Source organism: Azonexus sp. (assembly GCF_030824335.1).
Taxonomy (GTDB): Bacteria; Pseudomonadota; Gammaproteobacteria; order Burkholderiales; family Rhodocyclaceae; genus Azonexus.
On the sequence record NZ_JAVBXX010000017.1, the window covers coordinates 61,452 to 86,221 of the forward strand.

The following is a 24,770-nucleotide window of genomic DNA, read 5'->3' on the forward strand; positions in this document are numbered from 1 at the left end:
GCGTCGCACCGGAAAGCCGTTTGGGCGGCAATGATATAATCGCCCCCCGCATCCTGTACCTGGCGCTTCACAGTGATCTTCACCCTCGGTATCAACCATCATTCTGCCCCGCTCGCGATTCGCGAGCGTGTCGCTTTCGGTGCCGACAAATTGCGTCATGCCCTGTCCGAATTGGCAAGCTCACAGGTGGTGCGCGAAGTGGCGATCCTGTCAACTTGCAACCGGACGGAAATTTACTGTGTCGCCGAGTCGACGCAGCGTGTGATCGATTGGCTGAGTGCCTATCATCAGGTTGAACACGCCGACCTGTTGCCTTTCCTCTATGTCCATGATCAGCCGGCGGCGATTCAGCATGCTTTCCGGGTGGCCAGCGGCCTCGATTCAATGGTTATCGGTGAGCCGCAGATTCTCGGGCAGGTCAAGGATGCCGTCAGGGCCGCTGAGGAAATCGGCACCTTGGGTACGCAACTGCACAAACTGTTTCAGCGGGCCTTTGCGGTCGCCAAGGAAGTCCGCAGCACGACGGCAATCGGCGCCAATATCGTGTCGATGGCCGCGGCTGGCGTGCATCTGGCTGAACGCATTTTCGAGTCGGTGGCTGGACAACGCATACTGTTCATCGGTGCTGGCGAGATGATTGAGCTTTGTGCCGCCCATTTTTGTGCCGACAAGCCGAAACAGGTCACCGTCGCCAATCGCACCATTGAGCGTGGCCGCCTGCTGGCCGAGCGTTATGGCGGTGCTGCCATTCGTCTTGATGATCTGGCCGATTATCTGCCACAGCACGATATCGTCGTGTCGTGTACTGCCAGTCCGCTGCCGATTATCGGTTTGGGCATGGCCGAACGGGCCATCAAGGCACGCCGGCATCGGCCCATTTTCATTGTTGACCTGGCTGTGCCGCGCGATGTGGAAGAAGAAGTGGGTGAGCTCGATGACGTCTTCCTGTACACAGTGGACGATCTGGCGCAAATCGTTGAAAGCGGCATGGAGTCGCGGCAAGCGGCCGTAGTCGAAGCCGAGGACATCATTGGCGCTCGGGTCCGGGATTTTCTCGGCTGGCTGCAGGCGCGTGACAGTGTGCCAGTCATCCGCTCGTTGCGTGACTCGGCCGAGCGCATGCGTCGGCACGAACTGGAGCATGCGCTGAAAATGTTGTCCAAGGGCGAGGCGGCAGACAAGGTTATCGAGCAGCTCTCCTTGCGGCTGACCAACAAGCTGCTGCATGCGCCGACCCAGTCACTCAATCAGGCTGAAGGTGCTGAACGTGGTGAACTGCAGCTCGCTGCTGCCCGTCTGTTTCACCTGCATTCGAACGACTGACGAGCCTCGCGGTTTTCCGCCTCAGTCCGCTTTGACTGCCTGTATTACCCGGTTACGTCCGTTGCGCTTGGCTTCAAGCAAGGCGTCGTCGGCGGCCTGAATCAACGTCGATGTCGTCTGGTAATCGGGCAGGGCTGCGATGCCGCAACTGAAGGTGGCATGCAATGCGCCGTGGGCATGCGCATGTGGCAAGGCCCCGAAGTCTTCGCGAATCTGGTTGAGCAGGCTGATGGCTCTTTCCAGGTTCAGGTTGGGCAAGGCGATGATGAACTCTTCTCCGCCGTAGCGGCCGATCAGGTCACTGCTGCGCAAGCGGCCCCGCAGTAGCCAGGCCAGGCTGCGGATGACCTGATCGCCGACCGGATGACCATAGTTGTCATTGATCAGTTTGAAACGATCGATATCGAGCATTGCCACCACCAGTTTTCCTGTGGCAGAAACGCTGTGCAGCATGGTCTTGAGTTGGCTTTTCGATGTGGCATGGTTGAGCAGGCCGGTCAGGCTGTCGTGGCGGCCGGCGTAGAGCATTTCACGATAGCGTTCGATCTTGGTCTTGACGACCGATGCCAGGATGATCGGGTTGACCGGTTTGGTCAGGAATTGGTCGCCGCCCAGACGCAGGGCTTCAACCTGCTGCACGATATCGGTTTCGCTGGACAGGTAGATGACAGGCAGTGCCTGGAACTCTGGAATCTGGCGTAGCGCACTGGTCACCTCGACTCCGGTGCAGAAGGGCATGTACATGTCCATCAGAATGGCGTCGGGACGGTAATCGGCAGCCGTTTCGAGCAGTTTGCGCGGGTCGTTGATGGCCATGCTGTCAATGCCGTGCTGGGAGAGCGAGCGGCGAATATGGGCAATCGCTGTTGCCGAGTCTTCAACGACCAGCACACGGTGTACGTCCTGTTCGCCGGTTTCGGCCAGGTCGAGTATGCGCGACAGGACATCGCCGGCGGTGTTAGTGGCCGGAATGCAGGCATCGGCACCGGCGCGCTGGCGCAGCACAATGCTTTCCAGATTCAAGGGTACTGCCAGGCAATAGATGTAGCTGGTCGGGAAGCAATTGCGCAGCTTGCCGATTTGTTCGACGGTGTTGTCCGCGTGGGGTTCGGCGCTTGCTTCGTCCGGAATGAAAACGATAGCAAGTGGCGGCTCGCCATTGCCGGGTGGGCTGGCTTCATGCCGAGTATCTGCGGTGAAACCGAAGAAACGCAATTGTTCGGCCAGTGAGATGGACCACGGATGTCCGTGCTGCGAGATGATCAATACCCGACGTGGGCGCTGCCAGTTTTCCTGCGGGTTCTCCGGTGTGTCGCAGATGCGGCGGGCCGGTGTGGCGGGCGCTTCCTGACGGTGCAGTTCAGTCAGGATGACGCCCAGTTGCTGCGCGATGGCTTTGCTGTGTTCGGGAGCGACCGGATGGGTCGATTCGTCGCCGAACAGGCTTAGCGCCAGATTTTCCAGCTCCTGGCAGGCGCGAACCAGACCGGCCAGATGCAGGCGCTTCAGTTGTTCGCTCAGCCCGTTAAGCGACAGGGCGAACTCGACAAAAACCTCGAAGTCGCCGCACTTGAGATAGTTTTCCCAGCGCTGCGCCAGAGTTTGGGCCAGTTGCGGGATGGTGTGGGAAAAGGAAGGCATCGTGACTCGAAAAAATTTGCCCGATTATGCGTTTGGAAACATTTTGTGGCAATCACCTTCGGTCGCCGATGAATGGTGATCTCGGGTACCATAACGCCCCTTCGAACCATTTGGCCGCTTGGCTATCTTCCATGAAATCGAGCATTCGCCAAAAACTGGATCTGCTGGTCGATCGTCTCGACGAAATTGACCGCATGTTGTCGGCACCAAGTACGGCTGGCGACATGGAGCAGTTTCGCAAGCTGTCGCGCGAACGGGCCGAAGTCGAGCCGGTGGTGGCGCAGTTCAATGCCTTTCGGCAGGCCGAAAACGACATTGCTGAAGCCGAGGCGATGCTGGCCGATCCGGACATGCGTGAGTTTGCCGAAGAAGAAATGGCCGCGGCCAAGAGCCGGCTGCCGGCCCTCGAGGTCGAATTGCAGCGCCTCTTGCTGCCGAAAGATCCGAACGACGAACGCAGCGTGATCCTGGAAATCCGTGCCGGCACCGGTGGCGATGAGTCGGCCTTGTTCGCCGGCGACCTGTTCCGCATGTATTCGCGCTTTGCCGAGCGCCAGCGCTGGCAGGTCGAAGTCATGTCGGCCAGTGAATCCGAGCTTGGCGGTTATCGTGAAATCATTTGCCGCATCGCCGGTTACGGCGCCTATTCGCGGCTCAAGTTCGAATCCGGCGGACATCGCGTGCAGCGCGTACCGGAAACCGAAACGCAGGGGCGCATTCATACTTCGGCGTGCACCGTGGCGATCATGCCGGAAGTCGATGAAGTCGAAGACGTCAATCTGAATCCGGCCGACCTGCGCATCGACACCTTCCGCGCTTCCGGCGCCGGCGGTCAACACATCAACAAGACCGATTCTGCGGTGCGCATCACTCACTTGCCGACCGGCATTGTTGCCGAATGCCAGGATGGTCGCTCGCAGCATGCCAACAAGGCTTCCGCCATGAAAGTGCTGGCGGCGCGCATCAAGGACGTCCAGGTGCGCGCGCAGCAGGCGCATATTTCGAGTACGCGCAAAAGTCTGATCGGCTCCGGCGACCGCTCCGAGCGCATCCGCACCTACAATTTTCCGCAGGGCCGGATTACCGATCACCGCATCAACCTGACGCTGTACAAAATTGCCGCGATCCTGGATGGCGACATGGAAGAATTGCTCGGCGCGCTGGCGGCCGAACATCAGGCCGATCTGCTGGCGGAACTGGCCGAGCAGAACTGAGCCAGCGGGGGGTGTTTCCTGCCGATCAGTCGGCCGGGTGACAAGATTTGGTGGCCTGGCTGACGTGCAGGATATTCAGCCGGCGCACGCTACCGTCAGGGAAATCCCAGTTCGTACCATTTCCCGCGCTCAGACCGAACAGGGCGGTGCCTACCGGGGTGAAAACGGATACCCGGTCGCTTGCCATGTCGGCTTCTTCCGGGCTGACAATCTCGATCTCGCGGATTTGGCCGGTGTTTTCATCCTGATAACGGACGCGCGATCCCAGTGTAACGACGGCGGGATCGACTGATTCTGCTGGGACAACAATAGAGAGTTCCAGTTCAGCCTGCAGTTCGGCGGGCGGGCGCAGGGCCATCAGGCGGACAAAATCCTGTTTGCTGACGATAAGTTCCAAAGTTTCTGTTTCCTTGCTTTTGAATGGGGATTGAAGATTGCGATGCTAGGGCTTGTGGCGGGGCTTGATAAGTCCCGTGCTTTGAACAAGACTGTTTCTTTTTGGGTAACAGTCGGAGGCCGGCATGCATGACATCAGGGATATGCTGTTTTTCGCGCAGGTCGTCAAAGCGAAGAGTTTTTCCGAGGCGGCCCGCCGGCTGGAGATTTCCAAGTCGCGGATCAGCAAGTCGGTGGCCCGGCTGGAAGCGGCGCTAGGCGTGCGCCTGCTGCACCGGAGCACGCGGCGGCTCAGCCTGACGGAAATCGGCGAGGCGTATTTCGAGCATTGCGACCGCATCCTCGACGAGCTGGCGCTGGCCGATCAGACGATCAACCGGCTGCACCTGGAGCCACGCGGCACGCTGAAAATCAGTGCTTCGGTGGCCTTCGGCACCTTGCACGTCGCGCCGGCGTTGCCGGATTTCATGGCCCAACACAGCGATTTGGCGGTCGACATGAGCATCAGCGACCGGCTGATCGATCTGGTCGAAGACGGTTTCGACGTCGCCCTGCGGATTGCGCCCGAGGCCGCGCCCAATCTGGTGGCCCGGCAGTTGGCGCCGATCCGGCGAAAAATCTGCGCCAGTCCGGCCTATCTGGCCCGTTGCGGCATCCCGCGGACACCGGAAGAACTGGCCGCGCACAATTGCCTGGATTACAGCCACATGAATGCCCAGGGTTTCTGGCACCTGACCGGGCCGCATGGCGCCGTCTCTGTCGCCGTTTCCGGCAGCCTGCGCATCAATGACGACGAAGCCTTGTCGCAGGCGGTGCTGGGCGGGCTGGGGCTGGCTTTGCTGCCCACCTTCATTGTCGGGCGCGAGTTGCAGGCCGGACGCTTGATCGAGGTGTTGCCCGGCTATGTGCCGGTCGACCGTTTTCTCTACGCTGTGCATCTGCCCAATCGCCACTTGCCGCTCAAAGTCAGGGTCTTCATCGATTTCCTGCTGGCGCGATTTGGCGCCAATCCGTATTGGGACCGCCTGGCCGCTTAGTCCTGGCGCTCTGCCTTATACTGCCGGGCGTTTTGTTCCGAAAGTTGAAAATGACGCTGTTTGAAGCGTTGACCGCAGCACGCGAGAAAATTGACCGGCTCGATGCCCGTCTGCTGCTGCAATACGCCACCGGCTGCACGCACGCAGATTTGCTGGCGCGGCCGGAAACCCCGGTGCCGGCCCCGGCTGATGCGCAGTTTGCCGAATGGGTGGCGCGCCGGGCGGCAGGTGAGCCGCTGGCTTATCTGGTCGGTGAAAGCGAATTTCGCGGCCAGGTCTTCCAGGTATCGCCCGATGTATTGATTCCGCGCCCGGAAACCGAAGTGCTGATCGATCTTGCGGTCGACCGGCTGAAAACCTTGAAAACCGCCCGCGTGCTCGATCTCGGCACCGGCTCCGGCATCGTTGCCATTTCGCTGGCGCTCGAATGCCCGCAGGCGCAGCTGGTTGCGGTCGACCTGTCGCCCGGCGCAATTTCCGTGGCGCGCAACAACGCCGGTCGGTTGGGCGCCAAGGTCGAGTTTCGCACCGGCGACTGGTTCGCCCCGGTGGCCGGCGAACGCTTCGACTTGATCGTTTCCAATCCGCCCTATGTGGCTGACGGCGACCCGCATCTGGCGCTCGACGGCCTGCCTTTCGAGCCGCAAATGGCGCTCAGCGATCTGGAAAAAGGCGGCGACGGTCTGGCCTGCATCCGGCGCATTGTGGCCGCTGCGCCGGCCCATCTGAATCCCGGCGGCTGGTTGCTGTTCGAGCATGGCTACGATCAAGGCCCTGCCAGCCGGAACTTATTAAGCGCCGCCGCGTTCCAAGCGGCATTCACTCACCCCGACCTGGCCGGCATCGATCGCGTGTCCGGCGCTCATCTGTAAATCTGGAGAAAGTATGTCCGACGTTCAGCAACGCATCCACGCCACCGTGACCGGCAACCCGGTTGTTCTTTACATGAAGGGTGATGCCCGTTTCCCGCAGTGCGGCTTCTCCGCTGCCGTTGTCCAGGTACTCAAAGCCTGTGGCGTTGACGACTTTGTCACGGTCAACGTGCTGGCCGACGAAGCAATCCGCAACGGCGTCAAGGAATACGCCAACTGGCCGACCATTCCGCAGCTCTACATCAAGGGCGAATTCATCGGCGGCTGCGATATCGTCAAGGAGATGTACCAGACCGGCGAACTGCAGCAACTGCTGGAAGGTATCGTGCCGGCCTGATCGTCAGGTAGCGCTAACGACAAGCCCGCCGATTGGCGGGCTTTGTTTTGGGCAAACTGGCCCAGCCTCAGTTCTTTGCCAGTGGGCGGTAATCGATGCCGCTGATCTTGAAAAAGTCATCCAGGCTACGTACCGAACCGAGGCCATACACGCCCGGCGTCTTGCCCCTGATCAGGGCGAGCAGACGCTCGTCGGCGCGTTTCTTCAGGGCGACCCATTTGGTCTGGCGTTGCGCTTCGTAATCGGGGTGCCAGTGATGCGAGACGTAGGAATTGTCGCGTTGCTTGTACAGGTGATAAAGCGGAATGGCGTTTTGCTTCGGATGAAAAATCGTCCAGCCACGGGTGTAAGCGCGCAGCGCCAGATTCTGCTCTTCACCGTGAAAATACATGAACGGATCGTAGGGGATTTCTTCGACAAAGCGCCCCAAGGTAAAGAGAAATCCCGCGCCGATATGGAAACCTTCGGCGTAGTCGGCACCGAACAGATGTTCGACCCGGAAACGCAAGGTCGCGCAGGTCTCGCTGATTTCGGTTTCCGGATTTTTTTTCAGCAGATAGATCGTTTCTGACGGCGGTAGCGTGGGGTAAGGCTGGTTTTCCGCATTGAATTCAAAGGGCGGGGGATAAGTGGTCAGGATCGGTTTTTCCACCTGTTTATTCAGAAAGCTCAGGCTGTCCAGCAAGCGCGTGTCCCAACCCGGCGTAAAAAACGTGTGCGAGTCGATCTGCAGCAGATGGGTTTCATCCTGATAAAGGGAAAAAGCAATGTTTCTGGCCCAACTGACACCGCGCGAGTCGATCGGGTTGATCTGCAGGTAACGCACATTCGGCCAATAGGATTTTTTGACCAGCCACTGTCGATTGTCGTCAAGCGACTGATCGACGATGCCGACCGTGATTTCGCCGGCGTGATCAGCCTGGCCAAACAAGCTATCCAAGGTGAATTCGAGGAGCGGTTCGCAAAAAGCGGCGACGCTGACAAAGATACTCATTGGGCTTCTCTGGGATGGCGGAATTTGAGAAGCGCTAGTTTAAACAAAACCGTTCTGGTTGGGCCTGTCGAAGCCCTCGGGTGCTCAAGGATGGTGCTTCGACAAGTATTGGCCGAACGGTATGAACAAGGCGTTTTTGCCCGGCCTGGTTCAGATTTCGCTGACCGAGAATTCGATGTTCGGGCCGTCGGCAACCACTTCCTTGACGGCGCAGTGCGCAATGCTGTCGATGACGGCAGCCTTTTGTTCCGCCGTGAATTCGGCCGGGAAACGGATCTCCGTTTTGAATTTGGCCAGGGTCAGCGGACCGCCGGGGCCGGCGAAGGGCTTGCAGTTGATTTCAATGCCGGCGGCCGAAATGCCCAAGGGTTTGCAGGCTTTTTTCGCGTAGACCGCAGCACAGGCGGCGAGTGAGGCATAAAAGGCTTCCAGCGGATTCATCAGCGAGCCATCGAGCGCGTAGTTGGCTTCGTATTTGCTGCTGCTGACTTTGATAAGCGGAGTGCTGTCGACGACGGTTGAGTACATGCTGATTTTCCTTGGTATCGATGTTCTGGTGACAAAGCGGCAAGTCCGCCTTGGGTTTTGCTATGTCTAAATATAATAAACTGCTAATGTTTGTGCTGCAAAAAAACCGCCGAAATTTCCGGCGGTTTTTTTGCGATGGCTTTTTCAGGCCAGCCGTTGGCGGGCGCGAACGATGGCCGCCTTGACCTGTTCCGGTGCGGTGCCACCGATGTGATTGCGTGAAGCGAGCGAGCCTTCTACGGTCAACACGGCAAAAACGTCGTTTTCGATCAGTGGCGAAAATGCTTTCAGTTCTTCCAGTGTCAGTTGCGGCAGGTCGACACCCTTGAGTTCGGCGGCCTTGACGGCAAGCCCGACGGCTTCGTGCGCATCGCGGAAGGGCAGGCCCTTCTTGGTCAGGTAGTCGGCGAGGTCGGTGGCGGTGGCGAAGCCCTGGGTCAGCGCGGCCTGCATGTTCTCGGCGCGCACGGTGATGCCACCGGCCATGTCGGCGAAGATGCGCAGCGTGTCGGTGACGGTGTCGACGGCATCGAACAGCGGTTCCTTGTCTTCCTGGTTGTCCTTGTTGTAGGCCAGCGGCTGCGACTTCATCAGGGTCAGCAGCGACATCAGCTGGCCATAGACGCGGCCGGTCTTGCCGCGAGCCAGTTCCGGCACGTCCGGGTTCTTCTTCTGCGGCATGATCGACGAGCCGGTGCAGAAGCGGTCGGCAATCTGGATGAAGCCGACGCGCGGGCTCATCCACATCACCAGTTCTTCGGACAAACGGCTGATGTGCATCATCAGCAGCGCGCAGGCCGAGGTGAATTCGATGGCGAAATCGCGATCCGACACGGCATCGAGCGAGTTCTCGCAGACGCCTTCGAAGCCGAGTTGTTCGGCAACGAACTGGCGATCAATCGGGTAGGTGGTGCCGGCCAGCGCAGCGGAACCCAGCGGCAGGCGGGCGACACGTTTGCGGCAGTCGGCGAAGCGCTCGCTGTCGCGGCCGAACATTTCGAAATAGGCCAGCATGTGGTGGCCGAAAGTCACCGGCTGGGCCACCTGCAGGTGGGTGAAGCCGGGCATTGCGGTCGACGCCTCTTTTTCGGCCAAATCGACCAGTGCGCTGCGGAAAGCTTTGAGCAACATCTGGATGTCGTCGATGGCATCACGCAGGTAGAGGCGGATGTCGGTCGCGACCTGGTCGTTGCGCGAGCGGCCGGTGTGCAGGCGTTTGCCGGCATCGCCGACCAGCGCGGTGAGGCGCTTCTCGATGTTCAGGTGCACGTCTTCCAGATCGAGCGACCATTCAAACTTGCCGGACTCGATTTCCTCGGTGACGATGGCCATGCCGCGTTCGATGTCGGCCAGGTCGGCGGCGGCGATGATGCCCTGCTTGGCCAGCATGCGGGCGTGCGCCAGCGAGCCGCGAATGTCCTGGCGCCACATGCGCTGGTCGAAGTCGACCGAAGCGGTGTAGCGTTTGACGAGATCGGAAACCGGCTCGGAGAAACGGCCGGCCCAGGTGTATTGATTGGCGTTGGAAGTCATGACTTGGGTCTAAAATGAGGCGGTTAAGCGACGAATTTCGAAGAAACCCGCACAAAGATGGCAAGTATACGGCACTTTCCGGCGACGCACCCGCTACCTGACTGGCGCAATTTTGGCGTCATGCTGCGCGTGCTGCTTGGCGTCAATGCGCTGGCCGCGCTGGCGGCTTTGCTGCTGGCCAACGATCTGCCTGGCTGGAAGGCGCATTACATCGATCTGGCTTCGCTGGTCGAACCCCTGTTGCTGTTCGGTCTTGGTGTCCTGGCCTTGTTGCGCAATCTGTTATGGCGCTTGCCTTTGCGGCTTGGTCAAATGTGCGTGCTGGTTATTTTTGGCGCACTGGCGCAGCTGTTGCTGCAGGGCGCCTGGTCGCTGAATCTCTTTGAAGCGGCCAGTCCGTGGCGCTTCCTCTTGCTGACTTGGGCCACAACCGGTTTGCTGCTTGGCTATTTCGAATTGCGCTCACGGGCTTTTTCGCCGGCGCAAGCCGAAGCCCGCCTGGCCGCCTTGAATGCCCGTATCCGGCCGCATTTCCTGTTCAATTCGCTGAATGCCGTGTTGTCGTTGATCCGTGCCCGGCCATCCCAGGCCGAGGCAGCACTGGAGTCCTTGTCCGACTTGTTTCGTGCGGCCATGCGCGATCCGGCCGAACTGGTCAGTCTGGCCGATGAAATCGATCTGGGCCGGCAGTATCTTGAGTTGGAATACCTGCGTCTGGGCGAGCGTCTTGCGGTCGACTGGCAAATCGACAATATTCCGCTCGATCTGCCGATTCCGCCGCTGATGCTGCAACCGCTGCTGGAAAATGCGGTTTATCACGGTATCGAACCGGCGCCGGTCGGCGGGACGATCGTCATTGCCATCGACCAGCGCGCTGATGAGTTGCATATCCGGATTGCCAATCCCGTCCTCAGCAACTCTACGGGGGCCGGCATGCACGCCGCTGGCAACCACATGGCACTGGCCAATATCCGGGAGCGTCTGGCACTCTATTACGATCTGGAGGCCCGCCTTGAAACCGAGGTGGCGGAAAACCGTTACGAAGTTCGCATTGTGCTGCCATGTCGACGCAAATCCCCTTGAACATCCTGTTGGTTGATGACGAGCCGTTGGCCCGTGAGCGATTGCGTTCGCTGCTCGGCGATATTGCCGGGCAGTGCCCCAGTAGCGTGGTCGGAGAAGCCGCTAACGGCGTGCAGGCACTCGACATCCTGCGTGAGCAAACAGTTGATGTAGTGTTGTGCGATATCCGGATGCCGGTGATGGATGGCATTGAACTGGCCGCGCATATCGGGCGCCTGAGCCCTCCACCGGCTGTCATTTTTACCACGGCCTATGACAACTATGCAGTCCAGGCCTTTGATCTCAATGCGCTGGATTACCTGCTGAAACCGGTACGCGCCCAGCGCCTGCTTGTGGCCTTGCAGAAAATGCCGGGGCACCATCCTGATCCTGCGTTGCTCAATGACATTGGCCAGGCAGTACGTGGCAGCGGAAGGCGTCATGTGTCCTGCCATGAGCGCGGTCGCTTGCTGCTGGTGCCGGTGGATGACGTGCTCTATTTCAAGGCCGATCTCAAATATGTCACCGCCCGTACGGTCGACCGTGAGTATTTGCTTGATGAATCCTTGTTGCATCTGGAAAGCGAGTTTTCTGCTGCTTTCCTGCGCCTGCATCGTGCCGTGCTGGTGGCGCGTTCGGCGCTGATCGGTCTGGAGCGGGTCGTTGGCGACGATGCCGAGGCCTATGGTTGGGCTTTGCTGCGTGGCGTGCCGGAAAGGTTGCCGGTTAGCCGGCGGCAATGGGGCGTCGTCAAAGCCCTGCTCCAGGGCAGTTGATCAGGCCAGGCGGCCGAGCGCCCGGGTTTCCGTCAGCCAGTCTGGAATGGCCTCCAGCGGCATGGGGCGGCCAAAGAAATAGCCTTGGGCAATATTGCAGCCCAGTTCGCTGAGCAATTCAGCGGTAGCCTCGTCCTCGATACCTTCGCCGATGGTCGTCATGCCCAGCGAGCGGGCAAGATTGATCGCCATTTGCACGATCTCGCGGCGCCGACTGTCGTGCGTTGCATCGCGGATAAAGGCCTGGTCAATCTTCAGGCAGGAAATGGGCAGCGTGCTGAGGTATTCGAAGCTGGCATAACCCGTGCCGAAATCGTCCAGTGCAATCCCGATACCCCGCGTCGTCAGTTTTTCCAGGCAGGCGCTGGCAGTTGGGACATCATCGATCAGCGTCGTTTCGATCAGTTCGAGCTGCAGCTGCCCGGGCGGGATATCGGCGGTTTTCAGTAATTGATCTATCGTTTCGGCCAGTTCGCCATTGGCCAGTTCCGGGGCCGACAGGTTGATGCTGATGAACGGTATTGCCGTTTGGCGCTGGTCGCAGTGCTGGCGCAGCGTCGGCCAGTCGCCGATGGCGCGGCTTAGTACCCAAAGTCCGAGGGCACGGATCATGCCGGTTTTTTCGGCCAGCGCAATCAGCTTGGTCGGCATGATGCTGCCCAATATCGGGTGATACCAGCGAATCAGCGCTTCGAAGCCGAGCAGTCGACGGTCCGGCAGGCTGAGCAACGGTTGGTAGGCCAGCGTCAGTTGGCCGTTTTTCATTGCCTGGCCGAGGTCTTGGGCCAGCATCAGCGTCAGGTTGGTGGCCGCGCCATCGCCTTCCTGGCAGCAGATCTGTGTGCTGATTTGCGGCGGCGTATCGTCGTTGCGCGACCAGAAGCGCTCCAGTAGCGGTGTCAGCAGGTGGCCGGCCGGGGGGGCGGTATCGCTGCGATGCCGGAAGCGCTCGAGCAGTAATGTCAGCAGGTGCCGAATGACCGGGTCGGTCCGCTTCAGTAATTCATGGACGTGACTGCGATCAATGCGCAGAAGGACGGTCTGTTCTCGCGTGCGAACGGTGGCCGTGCGCGGTAATTGGTCGAGCAGCGCGATTTCGCCAAAAATCTCGCCCGCTTTGATGATGGCGATGGCGCGTCCGTTTCGGGCGAGCACTTCGATAGAGCCACTTTCAACCAGATAGGCGCAGTCACCTGGTTCGCCGATATGAAAAATCACATGGCCGGCCGGATGATTTTCGCGTGACAGATCGCGTGGCAGATTGTCCTGCATCAGTCCGTACTCTAGGGGAAGGGGAACAGGCCGCCACAATAGCATGGCCTGCTCCCTTCGTGCTTAGCCGAGTGCGCGGGTCACCACTTCCAGCACATCGCGCGACAGGCCGGCGTGATCGCGGATGCATTCAAGCGCGGCGCGGGCGTGCGCCTGCCGGCCAGCATCGAATTTCGTCCAGCGGTCGAAGCAGCGCGCCAGCCGCGAAGCGACCTGCGGGTTGCGGTCGTGCAGGACGATCACCTGGTCGGCGATGAAGGCGTAACCGCTGCCATCGGCCGCGTTGAAGCGCACGAGATTGGCCCCGAAGGCACGGATCAGCGCATAGATCTTGTTCGGATTGCCGATGTCGAAAGCCGGGTGGGCGGTCAGCGCCTTGACCGTGGCCAGCGTGTCCGGACGGCGGCTGGTCGATTGCGCTTGCAGCCATTTGTCGACCACCAGCGCTTCGTCCTTCCATTGCGCGTAGAAGTCGGCGAGCGCCGTTTCGCGCTGCGGGCAGTCGGCGGCATTGACGTTGGCCAGCGCGGCGAGGGCGGCGAACTGGTCGGTCATGTTGTCGGCCGTCCTGAACTGTTGCAGAGCCAATTGGCGCACCGCCAGGGTGTCGAGTTCGAGCAGGTAGGACAGGCACAGGTTGCGCAGCGCGCGGCGGCCGGCTTGCTCGCTGTTCGGCGCGTAGGTTTCTTTTACGGTCAACCCGGCATACAGGCCGGAAAACTCGCCTTCGAGTTGTTCGGCCAGATGCCGGCGCAGAGCGTTGCGCGCGGTGTGCAGCGCATCGGGATCGACCACCGGCATTAGTTCGGCCAGCGTCGCTTCGCCGGGCAGGGTCAGCGCTTCGGCGACGAAGGCGGCGCCGCGCTGGCTTTGCGTTTGCAGCAGCCGGCGTGCGGCATCGACGAAGCTGCTTGGCCAGACCGGTTCCTGAGCGGCGGCGATGGCCGCGGCAGCGCCGAGGATCAGTTGCGTTGCCAGCCGTTGGCCGGCTTCCCAGGCGTTGAACGGGTCGGATTCGTGCGCCAGCAGCACGGTGAGCTGTTCCGGCGTGTAATCGAAATCGAGGTAAACCGGCGCCGAGAAGTCGCGTAGCAGCGACGGGACGGGTTCGGCGCCGACGTTCTCGAAGACGAAAGATTGCGTTGTCGCGCTCAGTTGCAGCAGGCGTTCGCTGTTTGGCAGCAAGCTGCCATCGTCGGCGAACAGTGCGACGCGGAGCGGGATCAGGTACGGCCCAGTTTCGCCAAATTCGTCGCTGGCACGCGGGTTGGACTGCGTGCAGGTCAGCGTGTAGGTTTTCGTTTCTGCGTCAAAAAAGCCGTCGACCGCAACACGCGGCGTGCCCGGCTGCTGGTACCAGCGCATGAACTGCGTGAAGTCGAAACCCGAGGCGGCAGCCATCGCCGCGACGAAATCCTCGCAGGTCACCGCCTGGCCGTCGTGGCGACGGAAGTATTCGTCCATGCCGGCACGGAAACCGTCGCGGCCGATCAGCGTCTGGATCATACGGATGACTTCGGCGCCCTTTTCGTACACGGTCGAGGTGTAGAAATTGTTGATTTCGACGAAGCTCTCCGGCCGGATCGGGTGCGCCATCGGGCCGGCATCTTCCGGGAACTGGGCGGCGCGCAGGCCGCGCACTTCACGGATGCGGGCGGTCTGCCGGTTGTGCAGGTCGGCGCCGAACTCCTGGTCGCGGAACACGGTCAGGCCTTCCTTCAGCGATAGCTGGAACCAGTCGCGGCAGGTCACGCGGTTGCCGGTCCAGTTGTGGAAATATTCGTGCGCGACGACGCGGTCGATGTTCTCGAAATCGACGTCAGTGGCGACATCGCTGCGCGCCAGCACGTATTTCGTATTGAAGATGTTGAGGCCCTTGTTCTCCATCGCACCCATGTTGAAATCGCCAACGGCGACGATCATGTAATGGTCGAGGTCGCATTCCAGGCCGAAGCGTTCTTCGTCCCATTTCATGGATTTTTGCAGCGCCGCCATCGCGTGCGGGCATTGGTCGAGCTTGCCCGGTTCGACGTAAATGGCGAGCTGGACGGTGCGCCCGGAAGCGGTCTGGAAAGTGTCGAACAGGCCGTCGAGCTTGCCGGCGACCAGCGCGAACAGGTAGGCCGGTTTGCGGAACGGATCGGCCCATTTCGCCCAGTGGCGACCGTTGGCTTCATCCCCGTTTGCCACGGGATTTCCATTTGCCAGCAGGATCGGGTAAGTCGCCTTGTCGGCGTGCAGCGTCACCGTGTAGGTGGACATCACGTCCGGGCGGTCGAGGAACCAGGTGATGCGCCGGAAGCCCTGCGCCTCGCATTGCGTGAAATAGCCATCCTTCGAGCGATACATGCCGGACAGACGCGTGTTGCCGTCCGGCTTGATGCGCACCTTTGTTTGCAGCGTGAAGGCGGTTGGCAGGTTTTCTACGGTCAACGTGCTTGCTGTGGCCAAAAACGGCACTTTTTCGCCGTCGACCGCAACATTGAGGGTTTCCAGTTCTTCACCGTCGAGAACCAGCGCGCTTGTGGCATCGGTAGCGGCCGGGTTGCGGCGCATGGCCAGCGTTGCCGTGACGACAGTGCCGTTGGTTTCGATGCTGAAATCGAGGTCGACCGTGTCGATCAGGAAGGCCGGGACGGTGTAGTCCTTGAGGTAAATGGTCTGCGGGGTTTCGGTTTTCATTGTGCTTGCGGGGCCAGGGGAGACAAGCACGGAATCATACGGGAAAAGTGGCTTTGCCTTGTCCGGGGCGGTGCTGGCCTGATGGTTCGGCGATTTATGGCTGATGCAGCCCGCGCTGGGCGCATCAGCTTGAAGCAAGCCAGTTACATGGCTTCAGTAGCTTGTGCCGTAATAGGCATGGACGTTCTTTTCCCAGGTCGCATCGGCCATGTTGGGCCAATTGTCGGGATCGAACCCCGGTGCATTTTTCAGGCGTTCTTCGTTGGTATCCATGACAAAGCGCTTGTTTACCGTATCGACCTTCAGCGCGCTCCACGGCACGGCAAAAAGCTTTTCGCCGAGGCTGAGGAAACCGCCGAAGGACAGTACGGCGTAGCAAACCTTGCCGTTTTCGATGTTCAGCATGAGTTCCTTGATGTTGCCCAGTTTTTCGCCTTTCGGGTTATAGACGTCGTCGCTGCTCAACGAGCTGGCACTGAGGACGCGTGAGTTAAGACGGCCGGCGTTGATGGCAGCTGTGTTGATCGTATCGTTCATTTGATGCTCCTGATAAATTGAATGAATGGGGCGGCTGCCTGAGTGCTGATCTGGTATCCGTGATGAGGAGAATAGACAAGGCAACGCTGGCAATCGGTGCGCTGGCGCCCTTAGCGTATTGGCCTGCTGACTGTGTTCGAACAGACAAATGCGGCGATGTGCCCTGTCTGATAATTGGCGCCATCAACTGAAATGCTATAAGGAACAGCAAATGGCAAGGCGAACACGAAAACCAGCCTGGAGCCGATCATTGCAGCGCGTTTTGAAGACGATGACGCGGACGGCAATGAACGTCGGCAGCAAGGCGATCAAGGCAGGTTTGCGGGCCGCACCGCCGGCCGGAAAGCGCGTCGTGAGCAAAAAGGCGCTGGCGCCGTCGGCCAACTGGACGGCGGGGATTGCCATTGGCGCGGCGGGGCCGCGCCGCTATCGGCTCTACAAGCCGTCCGGCATTCAACGCGACGAACGCTTGCCGTTGCTGGTCATGCTGCATGGCTGCGGACAGGATGCCGAGGCTCTGGCCGCCAGCAGCCGGATGAACGCAGTTGCTGCCCGTGAACGTTTTTTCGTGCTCTATCCGGAGCAGGATCGCCTGGCGAATGTGCAGGGATGCTGGAGCTGGTACGACACGCGGACGGGCCGGGCGCAAGCCGAAGCCAGTTCGATCGGTGCCGCCATCGAGCAGATTTGCCTGACCCAGGCCGTCGACCGCAATCGGGTGGCGCTGGCGGGGATTTCCGCCGGCGCCGGCATGGCCGTCTTGCTGGCGACGCTGCATCCGGAGCGCTTTCGGGCAATCGCCATGCATTCGGGGATCGCGCCGGGCGTCGCCCATTCGTCGGTGACCGCCATCAAGGCCATGTTCGGACAAACCGCGACCACTTCGCCGCTGCCGGCCATTGCGCCCGATGTGCGACTGCCGGCCTTGCTGGTCATTCACGGTGCGGCAGACCACGTGGTGGCGCCGGGGAATGGCCGGGAAGCCGCCCTGCGCTGGGCGGAGCGGGTCGGTGCCAAGGCCGGCAAAGCGCGCCGGGTGCAGCGCGGCGCGCGTTACGCCGCGACCATCACCGATTATCGAAAAAGCAGGCAGTTGACCGCAACATTCTGTGAAGTCGAGCGGCTCGGCCACGCCTGGAGCGGCGGGGCCGCGGGCCAGCCCTACAGCGATCCGCAAGGGCCGGATGCGTCGCGGATGATCTGGTCCTTCATCGCCCGGCAATTTGCCGGGGCGGCCGGCTAGCGCCGCCGCAGCCAGCTATTCAGTCGTCTTGCCGCTGAAATGCTCACCGTCGCCCTCGGCGTCGGCGCGGGTCTTGTGAATGACGCCATCGCGATGATGCGGCGGCGCATAAAGCGTATATAGCTTCAGCGGCACGCTGCCGGTGTTGATGATGTTGTGATTGACGCCGGCCGGGACGAGTACCGCAAAGCCGGCTTGAATCGCGGTCCGGGCGCCATTCAGCACGGCCTCGCCGGAACCTTCTTCGACACGGAAAAACTGGTCGACCTGATGAATCTCGGCGCCGATGTCTTCCTGCGGTTTCAGCGACATCAGGACCAGTTGGGAATTTTTGGCCGTATAGAGCACTTGGCGAAACTTGTTGTTCTTGACCGCGAGACTTTCGATATCCTGGACAAAACCCTTCATTACGACTCCTTCGGTGCGCCATGTGGCGCTTTGCTGATTTTTGTGTTGACCGTGCAAGGCTTGGGATTCCTGCGCATCAGAATTTGTTGTCCTTGATCCAGTCGAGCAAACGCTCACTGACCAGTTTGGGTTGATCAAGCGTCGCCAGGTGGCCGCACTCGGCGATGAGTTCAAGCTTGGCATGCTTGATCCCGCTGGCAATCTCTTGCGCCATTTGTGGTGGCGTGATCAGGTCGTCCTGGCCACAGATCACCAGCGTCGGGCAGGTGATGCTTTTCAATGTCGGCCGGCTGTCCGGGCGGCCGATGATCGCTCGTTGCTGGCGTTCGAAAACCGCCTTCCCCAGACCATTCGCCATCGACTGGATGTTGCCCCGCACCGCAGGTAGATTCATGCGTGCCGGATGCGAGAGCAGCGGCAGCAATTGCTCGATCACGGCGTCGAGATCGGTCGCGGCCAGCTTGATCAGTGCTTCGCGTTGTGCACTGGCTTCCGATGTATCAGGCCGCGCCGTCGTGTCCATCAGCACCAATCCAGCCACCCGTTCGGGGGCCTGGCGCATGATTTCGAAAGCGACGTAGCCGCCAAGTGACAGGCCGAGCAGCACAAAACGTTTGGCCGACGCCTGCTTGAGTACGCTGGCGGCCAGATCGGCAATCGACTCGGCAAGGCTCAGGTTGCCCACTTCAACGGTAGCCACCGCCGTCAAGGCAGCCACCTGTTCCGTAAAAACGCTTGCATCATTGAGCAAGCCGGGTAACAGCAAAATATTCGGTTTCATGCTTCGTTCCTGAAGTGACATTGAAGGCCCTGCCTGACAAAAAAAACAGGTGAAATTATTGAAAAACACTCAATGTCTGGAACCACCGCGGCGAATTGCTGCGAAGAGCGTCGTGGTTTGATATTGCGCGCTATGAACGCGACTGCTCGGTGCGCAAACCCACAGAAAAGCGCAATTTGTTGCGCTACCGTCAATTCCCCAAGCGAGCTCAGGTGTCTGCAGGAGATTGTGATGTCGCATGAATTCAGGGCGAATGGTTTTTTCAAGGCGGCTGAGCCAGTCAAGTCAGTGCAACATCACATTCCTGAGAATGTGCGAGACAGGATTGCGCTCCTGTGCGTCAAATTCCTGCGCTATTTCGCCGATCTTTTTTTTGCCAGACGCTATGGCCATCGCGCCGTTGTTCTGGAAACCATTGCCGCTGTACCGGGCATGGTCGGTGGTTCGCTGCAGCACCTGAAATCGCTGCACCGCATGGCGTCCGATGATGGCTGGATTCGTACGCTGCTGGACGAAGCAGAAAACGAGCGCATGCATTTGCTCACCTTCATTCTCATTGCCCAGCCATCGCGGTTTGAGCGCCTGCTGATCCTGCTTGTTCAAGGGGCGTTCTACAACGTCTACTTCCTGCTCTACCTGTTTTCTCCGGCAACGGCACATCGCGTCGTGGGTTACCTGGAAGAAGAAGCGGTTCATAGCTACACGACCTATCTGGCTGGTGTGGACGATGGTACTTACGCCAACGTCCCGGCACCGGCAATTGCCATCGATTACTGGCAACTGGCGGCCGATGCCCGCTTGCGCGAGGTCATCATCGCCGTTCGCGCCGACGAGGCAACGCATCGCGATGTCAATCATCAGTTTGCCAACCATCTGAGTTGAGTGTTATTCGTTTGACATTTCCGCTGGCGCCGGCAACGCGACTGGAGCCGGTCGGTTCCCTGACGCACAGACGTCCCGCTCAATGGGAAATAGTGTCAAATTTCATCCGTTTCATGCGGATTTATCCCAAGGAGAAAACCATGGACGAATACCGTCACCACATTTCCGGATTTTTTGCCCATCGCGAGGAAGCTGAGGGCGCTGCCAACCGGCTGGCAGCGCGCGGCATACCGCGCGATCAGCTGCAACTTTTCGATGCCGATTCAGGGCCGTTGGTGGCCCAGCCGAAAGGCGAAAGCAACGAGGTGCTGAACAAGGTGCTGGTGGATGGTGCCATCGGCACGGCGGTCGGTGCCGGCATCGGCGCCCTGACGCAACTGGCGCTGGTGGCCGGCAGCGTCACGCTGTTTGTTGCCAGTCCGCTGGTTGCGCCGCTGGTCATGCTGGGCTGGGGCGCCAGTCTCGGTGCCTTTGTCGGCGCTGCCGCCGGTGCCAATACGGGCGTCGAGCGCAAGGAGGGCTGGCTGGCGGATCTGATTCATGATGCCGTCGCCAATGGTCAGGTGGTTCTGGTTGCCCAGACCCGGAGCGAGGAGCAGACGGCCATCGCCCGTGAAATCGTCAGCAATGCGGTGGGCGAGTTCCAGGATGTCGCCAGCAAGGTTCCTGCGTAACCGGGGTTTGCCAGTTCCCTGAATTGTCGCGAAAGGCATTGCAAATCAGTCGGTGCGACGATATGTCACATTCTCCCCGGCCTCCCGGCTCGCTACCATCCGCCTCCTTCTGACAGCGATCGGTACGGTGCCGGTCGCCTGGTCGGCGATGTTTTTCCGGGGGAACGGATGCTGCTTCACGAATCGACCGGGCGAAATGCCCTGAAACCCTTGTCGCTGGCGCTATGGCTGGCTTTTTCGACAGGTCTGGCGGCAGCCGACAGCGTGCTCGACGAGATGACCGTGACCGACAGTGTCCTCGGCGAACCGCTCGACCTGACGCGCCAGCACCAGACCGGCAGCCGGCTGGGGCTGACGGTGCGTGAGACACCGGCCTCGGTCACCGTGGTCGATCGCGAAACCCTCGAGCGGCGTGGTGTCGAGTCGACGCAGGAAGCGCTGAAAAATGTGCCCGGGATGACTTCCTCCTCCGCGCCGGGGTCGCCGGGTTCGGTGTTCTATCGTGGCTTTTCCGGGGCCAGCGTGACCCAGTTGTTCAACGGCATCACCGTGCAATACGACGCAATTGCCGGACGTGCGGTCGATAGCTGGATCTATGACCGGGTCGAAGCCATTGGCGGTGCTTCCGGTTTCCTTCATGGTGCGGGGGCGGTCGGTGGTACGGTCAATTACGTCACCAAGCTGGCCAGCCGCGATGGCGATCTGACTGAAATGAAGGCGGCTTACGGGCGCTTTGATGCGAGCCAGCTGGCGCTTGGCGCCAACCGCCGGATTGGCGACAGCAACGTGCTGCGGCTCGACCTCAACCGCAGTTCCGTCAACGGCTGGAGCGATGGCACCAAGCGCAATGCCCACGAAGTGGCGGCGTCCTGGCTGGCCGAATTGACACCCACGCTGAGTCATACGCTGGCACTGGAGTACCAGAACGAAAAAGTGGATCGTCCCTACTGGGGCACCCCGATCCTCAAGCCGGTCGGCAGTCGTGTGGCGATCGACGAGGGCACGCGCTTCAAGAATTACAACTCGGCCGATGGCGTCTATGAACAGACCGTGCGCTGGGGGCGTTCGATTCTCGAATACAAGGCCGGCGACCGGCTGAATCTGCGCAACACGTTCTACCACTACGATGCATTGCGCGATTATCGCAACGTCGAAACCTATGCCTTCAATGCCACCAATACCGGCGTCATCCGCTCGAATGCACTATTGCAGCGCCACGATCAGTCGCTGAACGGCAATCGTCTCGAATTCACCTGGCAGGACAGCCTGGGCGGACGCCCCAGTACCTGGGCCGGTGGTTTTGACTACAGCGTCAACAAGCAGACGCGATTCCCGCTGTCGGTTGCCGGGCCGTTCGGTACGGTCAATCCCTATGATTTCAGCACCGAAGATTTCTTCAGCCTGCCGGGCGTGACGCCGGGCTACAATCCGGATCGGAGCAACCGGGTCAAGACGCTGGCCGCCTTCCTCGAGAACCGGACCTTCCTGACGCCGGCCCTGTCTTTGCTGACGGGGCTGCGGCATGATCGCATCGATCTTGAGGTGACCAACCACCGGGCAGTGACGGCAAGCAATCCGGCTTATTTCGAGCGCCGCTATACACCGACCACCGGACGCATCGCGCTGGCCTGGGAGCTGACGCCGCATGCCAATGTCTATGTCCAGTACAGCACGGCTGCCGATCCGCCGTCCGGCATCCTGACCACCGCCACCTTCACCCAGGTCCGCGATTTCGATCTGAGCACCGGCAAACAGTGGGAAATCGGCAGCAAATTCTCCTTTGCCGACGGTCGAGGCAGCGGCACGCTGGCCTACTACGACATCACCCGGCGCAATATTGCCGTCAGCGACCCGAACAACCCGGGCACGACGATCCCGGTCGGTCAGCAATCGTCGCGCGGGGTCGAGCTGGCACTTGGTTACCGGATCACTTCCGGGCTGCAGCTTGCCGGCAACCTGTCGCTGGTCGATGCGCAGTACGACGATTTCAACGAAACGGTCGGCGGTGTTGCCGTATCGCGGGCCGGTAACCGGCCAACGAATATTCCCAAGCGGGTCGCCAACCTGTGGCTGACTTACAGTCCGCTGGCGAACGTCGAACTGGGGAGCGACCTGCGCCACGTTTCATCGCGCTACGCCAATTCGGCGAACACGCTGAGTGACGAGGGCTACACCTTGCTGGGCGCCTACGCCAGCTACCAGGTGGATCGACGGACGCGCATCGTGCTGCGCGGCAAGAATCTGACCGACGAGATCTACGCCGAAAGCTTCTCCGGCACGAACATGATCTATCTGGGGCGCCCGCGGACGGTGGACCTGTCGATCCAGACCAGTTTCTGAATCCGCCATGAAGCGTTATCTCTACCTGGCACATCGCTGGCTGGGCATCCTGTTGTGCCTGGTCATGGCGCTCTGGTTCCTGTCCGGTGTCGTCATGATGTACGTCGGTTATCCGAAACTGACAGCGCAGGAACATCTGCAGAACCTGCCGGTACTTGATGACGCCGCGTGCTGCCTGCCTGTTGCCGACGCGCTGGCGGCATTGCCGCCAGCCAGCGTGGTGCGGGGGCTGCGTCTGACCTCGATTGCCGGTGCGCCGGTCTATGTGGTGACGCTGGACAAGAACCGTTTCGCTGCCATCGACGGGCGCAGCGGCGCGCGGCTTGATGCGGTCGACGCGGCGCTGGCGGTGAAATCGGCACAGGCTTTCCTGCCTGTGGCAGCAAGCCATGCCGGCCAGGTCGACGAGGATGCCTGGACACACTCGCGGGCGCTGGATGGGCATCGCCCCTTGCACAAGGTCGACATGCACGACGATGCGCGGACCCGGCTGTATGTTTCAGGTGTCACCGGTGAAGTGGTGCGCGATGCGACGCAGACGGAGCGTATCTGGAACTGGATCGGCGCCTGGCTGCACTGGCTGTATCCGCTACGCGGCGGTTGGGTCGATGCCTGGTGGAGCGGCATCGTCATTTACGGTTCGCTGGCGGCGACCCTGCTCGGGCTGACCGGCATCTGGGCCGGTTGCCTGCGCTGGCGCCGGCGCCCCTACGCCAACGGCAGCCACAGTCCTTACCGGGCACCGTGGGCGCGTTGGCATCACTGGCTCGGGCTGGTATTCGGCGGGCTGATCGTCACCTGGATCGCCAGCGGCCTGTTTTCGATGAACCCGTGGAAGATCTTCGATGCCGGTGCAGTGCGTCCGCAGCGTCCGGCGTTCCTGGTGCCTGCTGACGGGATGACGCCGGGTGCGCTGCTCGCTTGTCTTCGCCAGGCGGGGTTTGCCGCCAGCGAACTGGAGTGGACGCGCCTGGCCGACGCGCCCTTCATTCTTGCCCGCGATGCCGGGGGCGGCAGCCGCCTGCTGCCGCCCGCCGAATGTGCGCCGTTCGCCGCTCATGACCTGGCCGGCCTGCAGGCGGCCGGTGCGGCCATGCTGCCGACGGCGCGGGTGAGCGACGCCTTCGTTCAGCAGGCCTACGACTGGCATTACTACGCCCGGGCGGCGCATACGATGGGCGGCAACCAGAACCGGCCGTTGCCGGTGCTGCGTCTGCAATTCGACGATGCCGCACAGACCTGGCTCTACCTCGATCCGCGCAGTGGTGCCGTGGTCCTTCGCCTGGACAGCCATACCCGGGTCAAGCGCTGGTTGTTCGCCCTGCTGCACAGCTGGGACTGGCTGCCCTTGCTGGAACGTCGACCGCTATGGGATGTGCTGCTGGTCCTTGGCAGTCTCGGTGGTTTTGCCGTCAGTGTCAGTGGTGTGGTGCTTGGCTGGCGCCGCCTGCGCCGCCAACGGTGACAGCGCTGTACCTGCGACGATTTGCCGCAGCCCGGTGGGCGCCGGGCGGGTGCCAGCAGGGCGCTTCTTGCGTATCATCCGGTGGCTTCGAACATCGTTCCCGGTCCATCGTGTCGCCTCGGTCATTTTCCTCCGTTCCGCCCCAGGCATCAGCCACCCGCTGGCTGGGCATTGCCTTCGTGCTGGCGGTGCACGGGCTGGCCGTCTGGGCGCTGATGGCGCATCGCCTGTTGCCGACGCCGAACGAGGCGGTGACGCTGATGGTCAATTTCATCGCCCCGCCGGCACCGCAGCAGGCGGCTCCCAAGCCCGTCCCGAAACCGCCGGAACCGAAGCCGCTGCCGAAGCAGCCGCCCCGGCAACTGGTTGCCGAGGCGCCGGTGCTCAGTCCGGCCGAACCGGTGGCGCCGCCAGCTCCGCCGGTACCGCCGGTCGAAGTTGCGCCGCCGGCACCGGCGATGCCTCTGCCGGTCGGCCCGGTGGCGCTCGGTGGCGAGTTGTCGGTCGTCTGCCCGGCCCGGCAGCCGCCGGCCTATCCGGCGCTGTCGCGGCGTCTCGGCGAAACCGGCAAGGTTGTCCTGCGGGTGACGCTGGATGAATCCGGAAAAGTCGCCAAAGCGACGGTCGACCGCAGCAGCGGCTTTGCCCGGCTCGACGAGGCGGCACTGACGGCAGTGCGCAACTGGCGGTGCACGCCGTCTTCGCGCAATGGCCGGCCGGTCGAGGCGACCGCGGTGCAACCCTTTAATTTCGTTCTGGAAGGAAACTGATTC

At 61.0% G+C, this 24,770-nt stretch carries 23 protein-coding genes; 13 read left to right on the plus strand and 10 right to left on the minus strand.

The genetic code is table 11. The annotated features are described in order from the left end of the window. The first annotated feature begins 72 nt into the window (after positions 1-72). Entirely contained in the window at positions 73-1,323 is a 1,251-nt protein-coding gene (gene hemA, locus RCI20_RS11500; protein WP_306605620.1) for a glutamyl-tRNA reductase, read from the plus strand. Between the two features lie 21 nt (positions 1,324-1,344). Here hemA and RCI20_RS11505 read toward each other — a convergent pair whose 3' ends face one another. After that, positions 1,345-2,964: a diguanylate cyclase domain-containing protein gene (locus RCI20_RS11505; protein WP_306605622.1), complete on the minus strand. Its 1,620-nt coding sequence runs from the start codon at positions 2,962-2,964 to the stop codon at positions 1,345-1,347. A gap of 131 nt (positions 2,965-3,095) precedes the next feature. On the opposite strand from RCI20_RS11505, the gene prfA reads away from it, so the two are divergent. Continuing rightward, positions 3,096-4,178 carry a peptide chain release factor 1 gene (gene prfA, locus RCI20_RS11510; protein ID WP_306605624.1) on the plus strand — a complete coding sequence of 361 codons (1,083 nt, stop codon included), beginning with the start codon at positions 3,096-3,098 and terminating at the stop codon, positions 4,176-4,178. 25 nt (positions 4,179-4,203) lie between these two features. On the opposite strand, the gene RCI20_RS11515 is transcribed toward prfA, so the two are convergent. After that, positions 4,204-4,575, minus strand: coding sequence for a GreA/GreB family elongation factor (locus tag RCI20_RS11515; RefSeq protein ID WP_306605626.1), 372 nt, complete (start codon positions 4,573-4,575; stop codon positions 4,204-4,206). Positions 4,576-4,699: 124 nt separating this feature from the next. On the opposite strand from RCI20_RS11515, the gene RCI20_RS11520 reads away from it, so the two are divergent. From RCI20_RS11520 to grxD, 3 genes are read left to right on the plus strand one after another with little or no spacing between them, the layout of a single operon-like run. Next, positions 4,700-5,611, plus strand: a complete 912-nt coding sequence (locus tag RCI20_RS11520; RefSeq protein ID WP_306605628.1) for a LysR family transcriptional regulator — start codon at positions 4,700-4,702, stop codon at positions 5,609-5,611. A gap of 50 nt (positions 5,612-5,661) precedes the next feature. Beyond that, positions 5,662-6,483 (plus strand): peptide chain release factor N(5)-glutamine methyltransferase, encoded by an 822-nt coding sequence (prmC, locus tag RCI20_RS11525; RefSeq protein ID WP_306605631.1) that lies wholly within the window; start codon positions 5,662-5,664, stop codon positions 6,481-6,483. 13 nt (positions 6,484-6,496) lie between these two features. Further along, positions 6,497-6,820 carry a Grx4 family monothiol glutaredoxin gene (gene grxD, locus RCI20_RS11530; RefSeq protein WP_306605633.1) on the plus strand — a complete coding sequence of 108 codons (324 nt, stop codon included), beginning with the start codon at positions 6,497-6,499 and terminating at the stop codon, positions 6,818-6,820. Positions 6,821-6,887: 67 nt separating this feature from the next. Here the strand turns inward: grxD and RCI20_RS11535 are convergent, their stop codons facing one another. From RCI20_RS11535 to argH, 3 genes are all read right to left on the minus strand, one after another. After that, on the minus strand, positions 6,888-7,814 hold the full coding sequence (locus tag RCI20_RS11535; RefSeq protein WP_306605635.1) for a GlcNAc-transferase family protein: 927 nt from the start codon (positions 7,812-7,814) through the stop codon (positions 6,888-6,890). Between the two features lie 150 nt (positions 7,815-7,964). Then, entirely contained in the window at positions 7,965-8,342 is a 378-nt protein-coding gene (locus RCI20_RS11540; RefSeq protein ID WP_306605637.1) for an OsmC family protein, read from the minus strand. 144 nt (positions 8,343-8,486) lie between these two features. Continuing rightward, positions 8,487-9,875, minus strand: coding sequence for an argininosuccinate lyase (gene argH, locus RCI20_RS11545; RefSeq protein WP_306605639.1), 1,389 nt, complete (start codon positions 9,873-9,875; stop codon positions 8,487-8,489). A 57-nt stretch (positions 9,876-9,932) separates the two neighbouring features. Here argH and RCI20_RS11550 point away from each other — a divergent pair, with 57 nt between their 5' ends. Beyond that, positions 9,933-10,958, plus strand: coding sequence for a sensor histidine kinase (locus RCI20_RS11550; protein WP_306605640.1), 1,026 nt, complete (start codon positions 9,933-9,935; stop codon positions 10,956-10,958). Continuing rightward, positions 10,937-11,713, plus strand: a complete 777-nt coding sequence (locus RCI20_RS11555) for a LytTR family DNA-binding domain-containing protein (protein WP_306605642.1) — start codon at positions 10,937-10,939, stop codon at positions 11,711-11,713. Before RCI20_RS11550 ends, RCI20_RS11555 begins: the two co-directional genes overlap by 22 nt. On the opposite strand, the gene RCI20_RS11560 is transcribed toward RCI20_RS11555, so the two are convergent. From RCI20_RS11560 to RCI20_RS11570, 3 genes are all read right to left on the minus strand, one after another. After that, a complete protein-coding gene (locus tag RCI20_RS11560; RefSeq protein WP_306605644.1) occupies positions 11,714-12,985 on the minus strand; it encodes an EAL domain-containing protein in 1,272 nt (423 codons plus the stop codon). Between the two features lie 63 nt (positions 12,986-13,048). Next, the gene (pepN, locus tag RCI20_RS11565) at positions 13,049-15,667 is read right to left on the minus strand and encodes an aminopeptidase N (RefSeq protein WP_306605647.1); all 2,619 of its coding nucleotides are present in this window, start codon (positions 15,665-15,667) and stop codon (positions 13,049-13,051) included. Between the two features lie 153 nt (positions 15,668-15,820). Beyond that, a complete protein-coding gene (locus RCI20_RS11570; protein ID WP_306605649.1) occupies positions 15,821-16,204 on the minus strand; it encodes a PRC-barrel domain-containing protein in 384 nt (127 codons plus the stop codon). 250 nt (positions 16,205-16,454) lie between these two features. Between RCI20_RS11570 and RCI20_RS11575 the strand changes: the two genes are divergently transcribed. Then, on the plus strand, positions 16,455-17,447 hold the full coding sequence (locus RCI20_RS11575; protein WP_306605651.1) for a PHB depolymerase family esterase: 993 nt from the start codon (positions 16,455-16,457) through the stop codon (positions 17,445-17,447). A gap of 15 nt (positions 17,448-17,462) precedes the next feature. On the opposite strand, the gene RCI20_RS11580 is transcribed toward RCI20_RS11575, so the two are convergent. Together RCI20_RS11580 and RCI20_RS11585 are read right to left on the minus strand one after the other, a co-directional pair. Then, positions 17,463-17,855 (minus strand): cupin domain-containing protein, encoded by a 393-nt coding sequence (locus tag RCI20_RS11580; RefSeq protein WP_306605652.1) that lies wholly within the window; start codon positions 17,853-17,855, stop codon positions 17,463-17,465. A gap of 76 nt (positions 17,856-17,931) precedes the next feature. Further along, entirely contained in the window at positions 17,932-18,636 is a 705-nt protein-coding gene (locus tag RCI20_RS11585; protein ID WP_306605654.1) for an alpha/beta fold hydrolase, read from the minus strand. Between the two features lie 231 nt (positions 18,637-18,867). Between RCI20_RS11585 and RCI20_RS11590 the strand changes: the two genes are divergently transcribed. From RCI20_RS11590 to RCI20_RS11610, 5 genes are all read left to right on the plus strand, one after another. Next, positions 18,868-19,518, plus strand: coding sequence for an alternative oxidase (locus RCI20_RS11590; protein ID WP_306605656.1), 651 nt, complete (start codon positions 18,868-18,870; stop codon positions 19,516-19,518). 140 nt (positions 19,519-19,658) lie between these two features. Further along, on the plus strand, positions 19,659-20,192 hold the full coding sequence (locus tag RCI20_RS11595; protein WP_306605659.1) for a hypothetical protein: 534 nt from the start codon (positions 19,659-19,661) through the stop codon (positions 20,190-20,192). Between the two features lie 168 nt (positions 20,193-20,360). Further along, positions 20,361-22,532 (plus strand): TonB-dependent siderophore receptor, encoded by a 2,172-nt coding sequence (locus RCI20_RS11600; protein ID WP_306605661.1) that lies wholly within the window; start codon positions 20,361-20,363, stop codon positions 22,530-22,532. 7 nt (positions 22,533-22,539) lie between these two features. Beyond that, a complete protein-coding gene (locus RCI20_RS11605) occupies positions 22,540-23,997 on the plus strand; it encodes a PepSY domain-containing protein (RefSeq protein ID WP_306605663.1) in 1,458 nt (485 codons plus the stop codon). Positions 23,998-24,107: 110 nt separating this feature from the next. Continuing rightward, complete coding sequence (locus RCI20_RS11610; protein ID WP_205750531.1) at positions 24,108-24,767, plus strand: energy transducer TonB; 660 nt, start codon at positions 24,108-24,110, stop codon at positions 24,765-24,767. Positions 24,768-24,770: the final 3 nt, after the last annotated feature.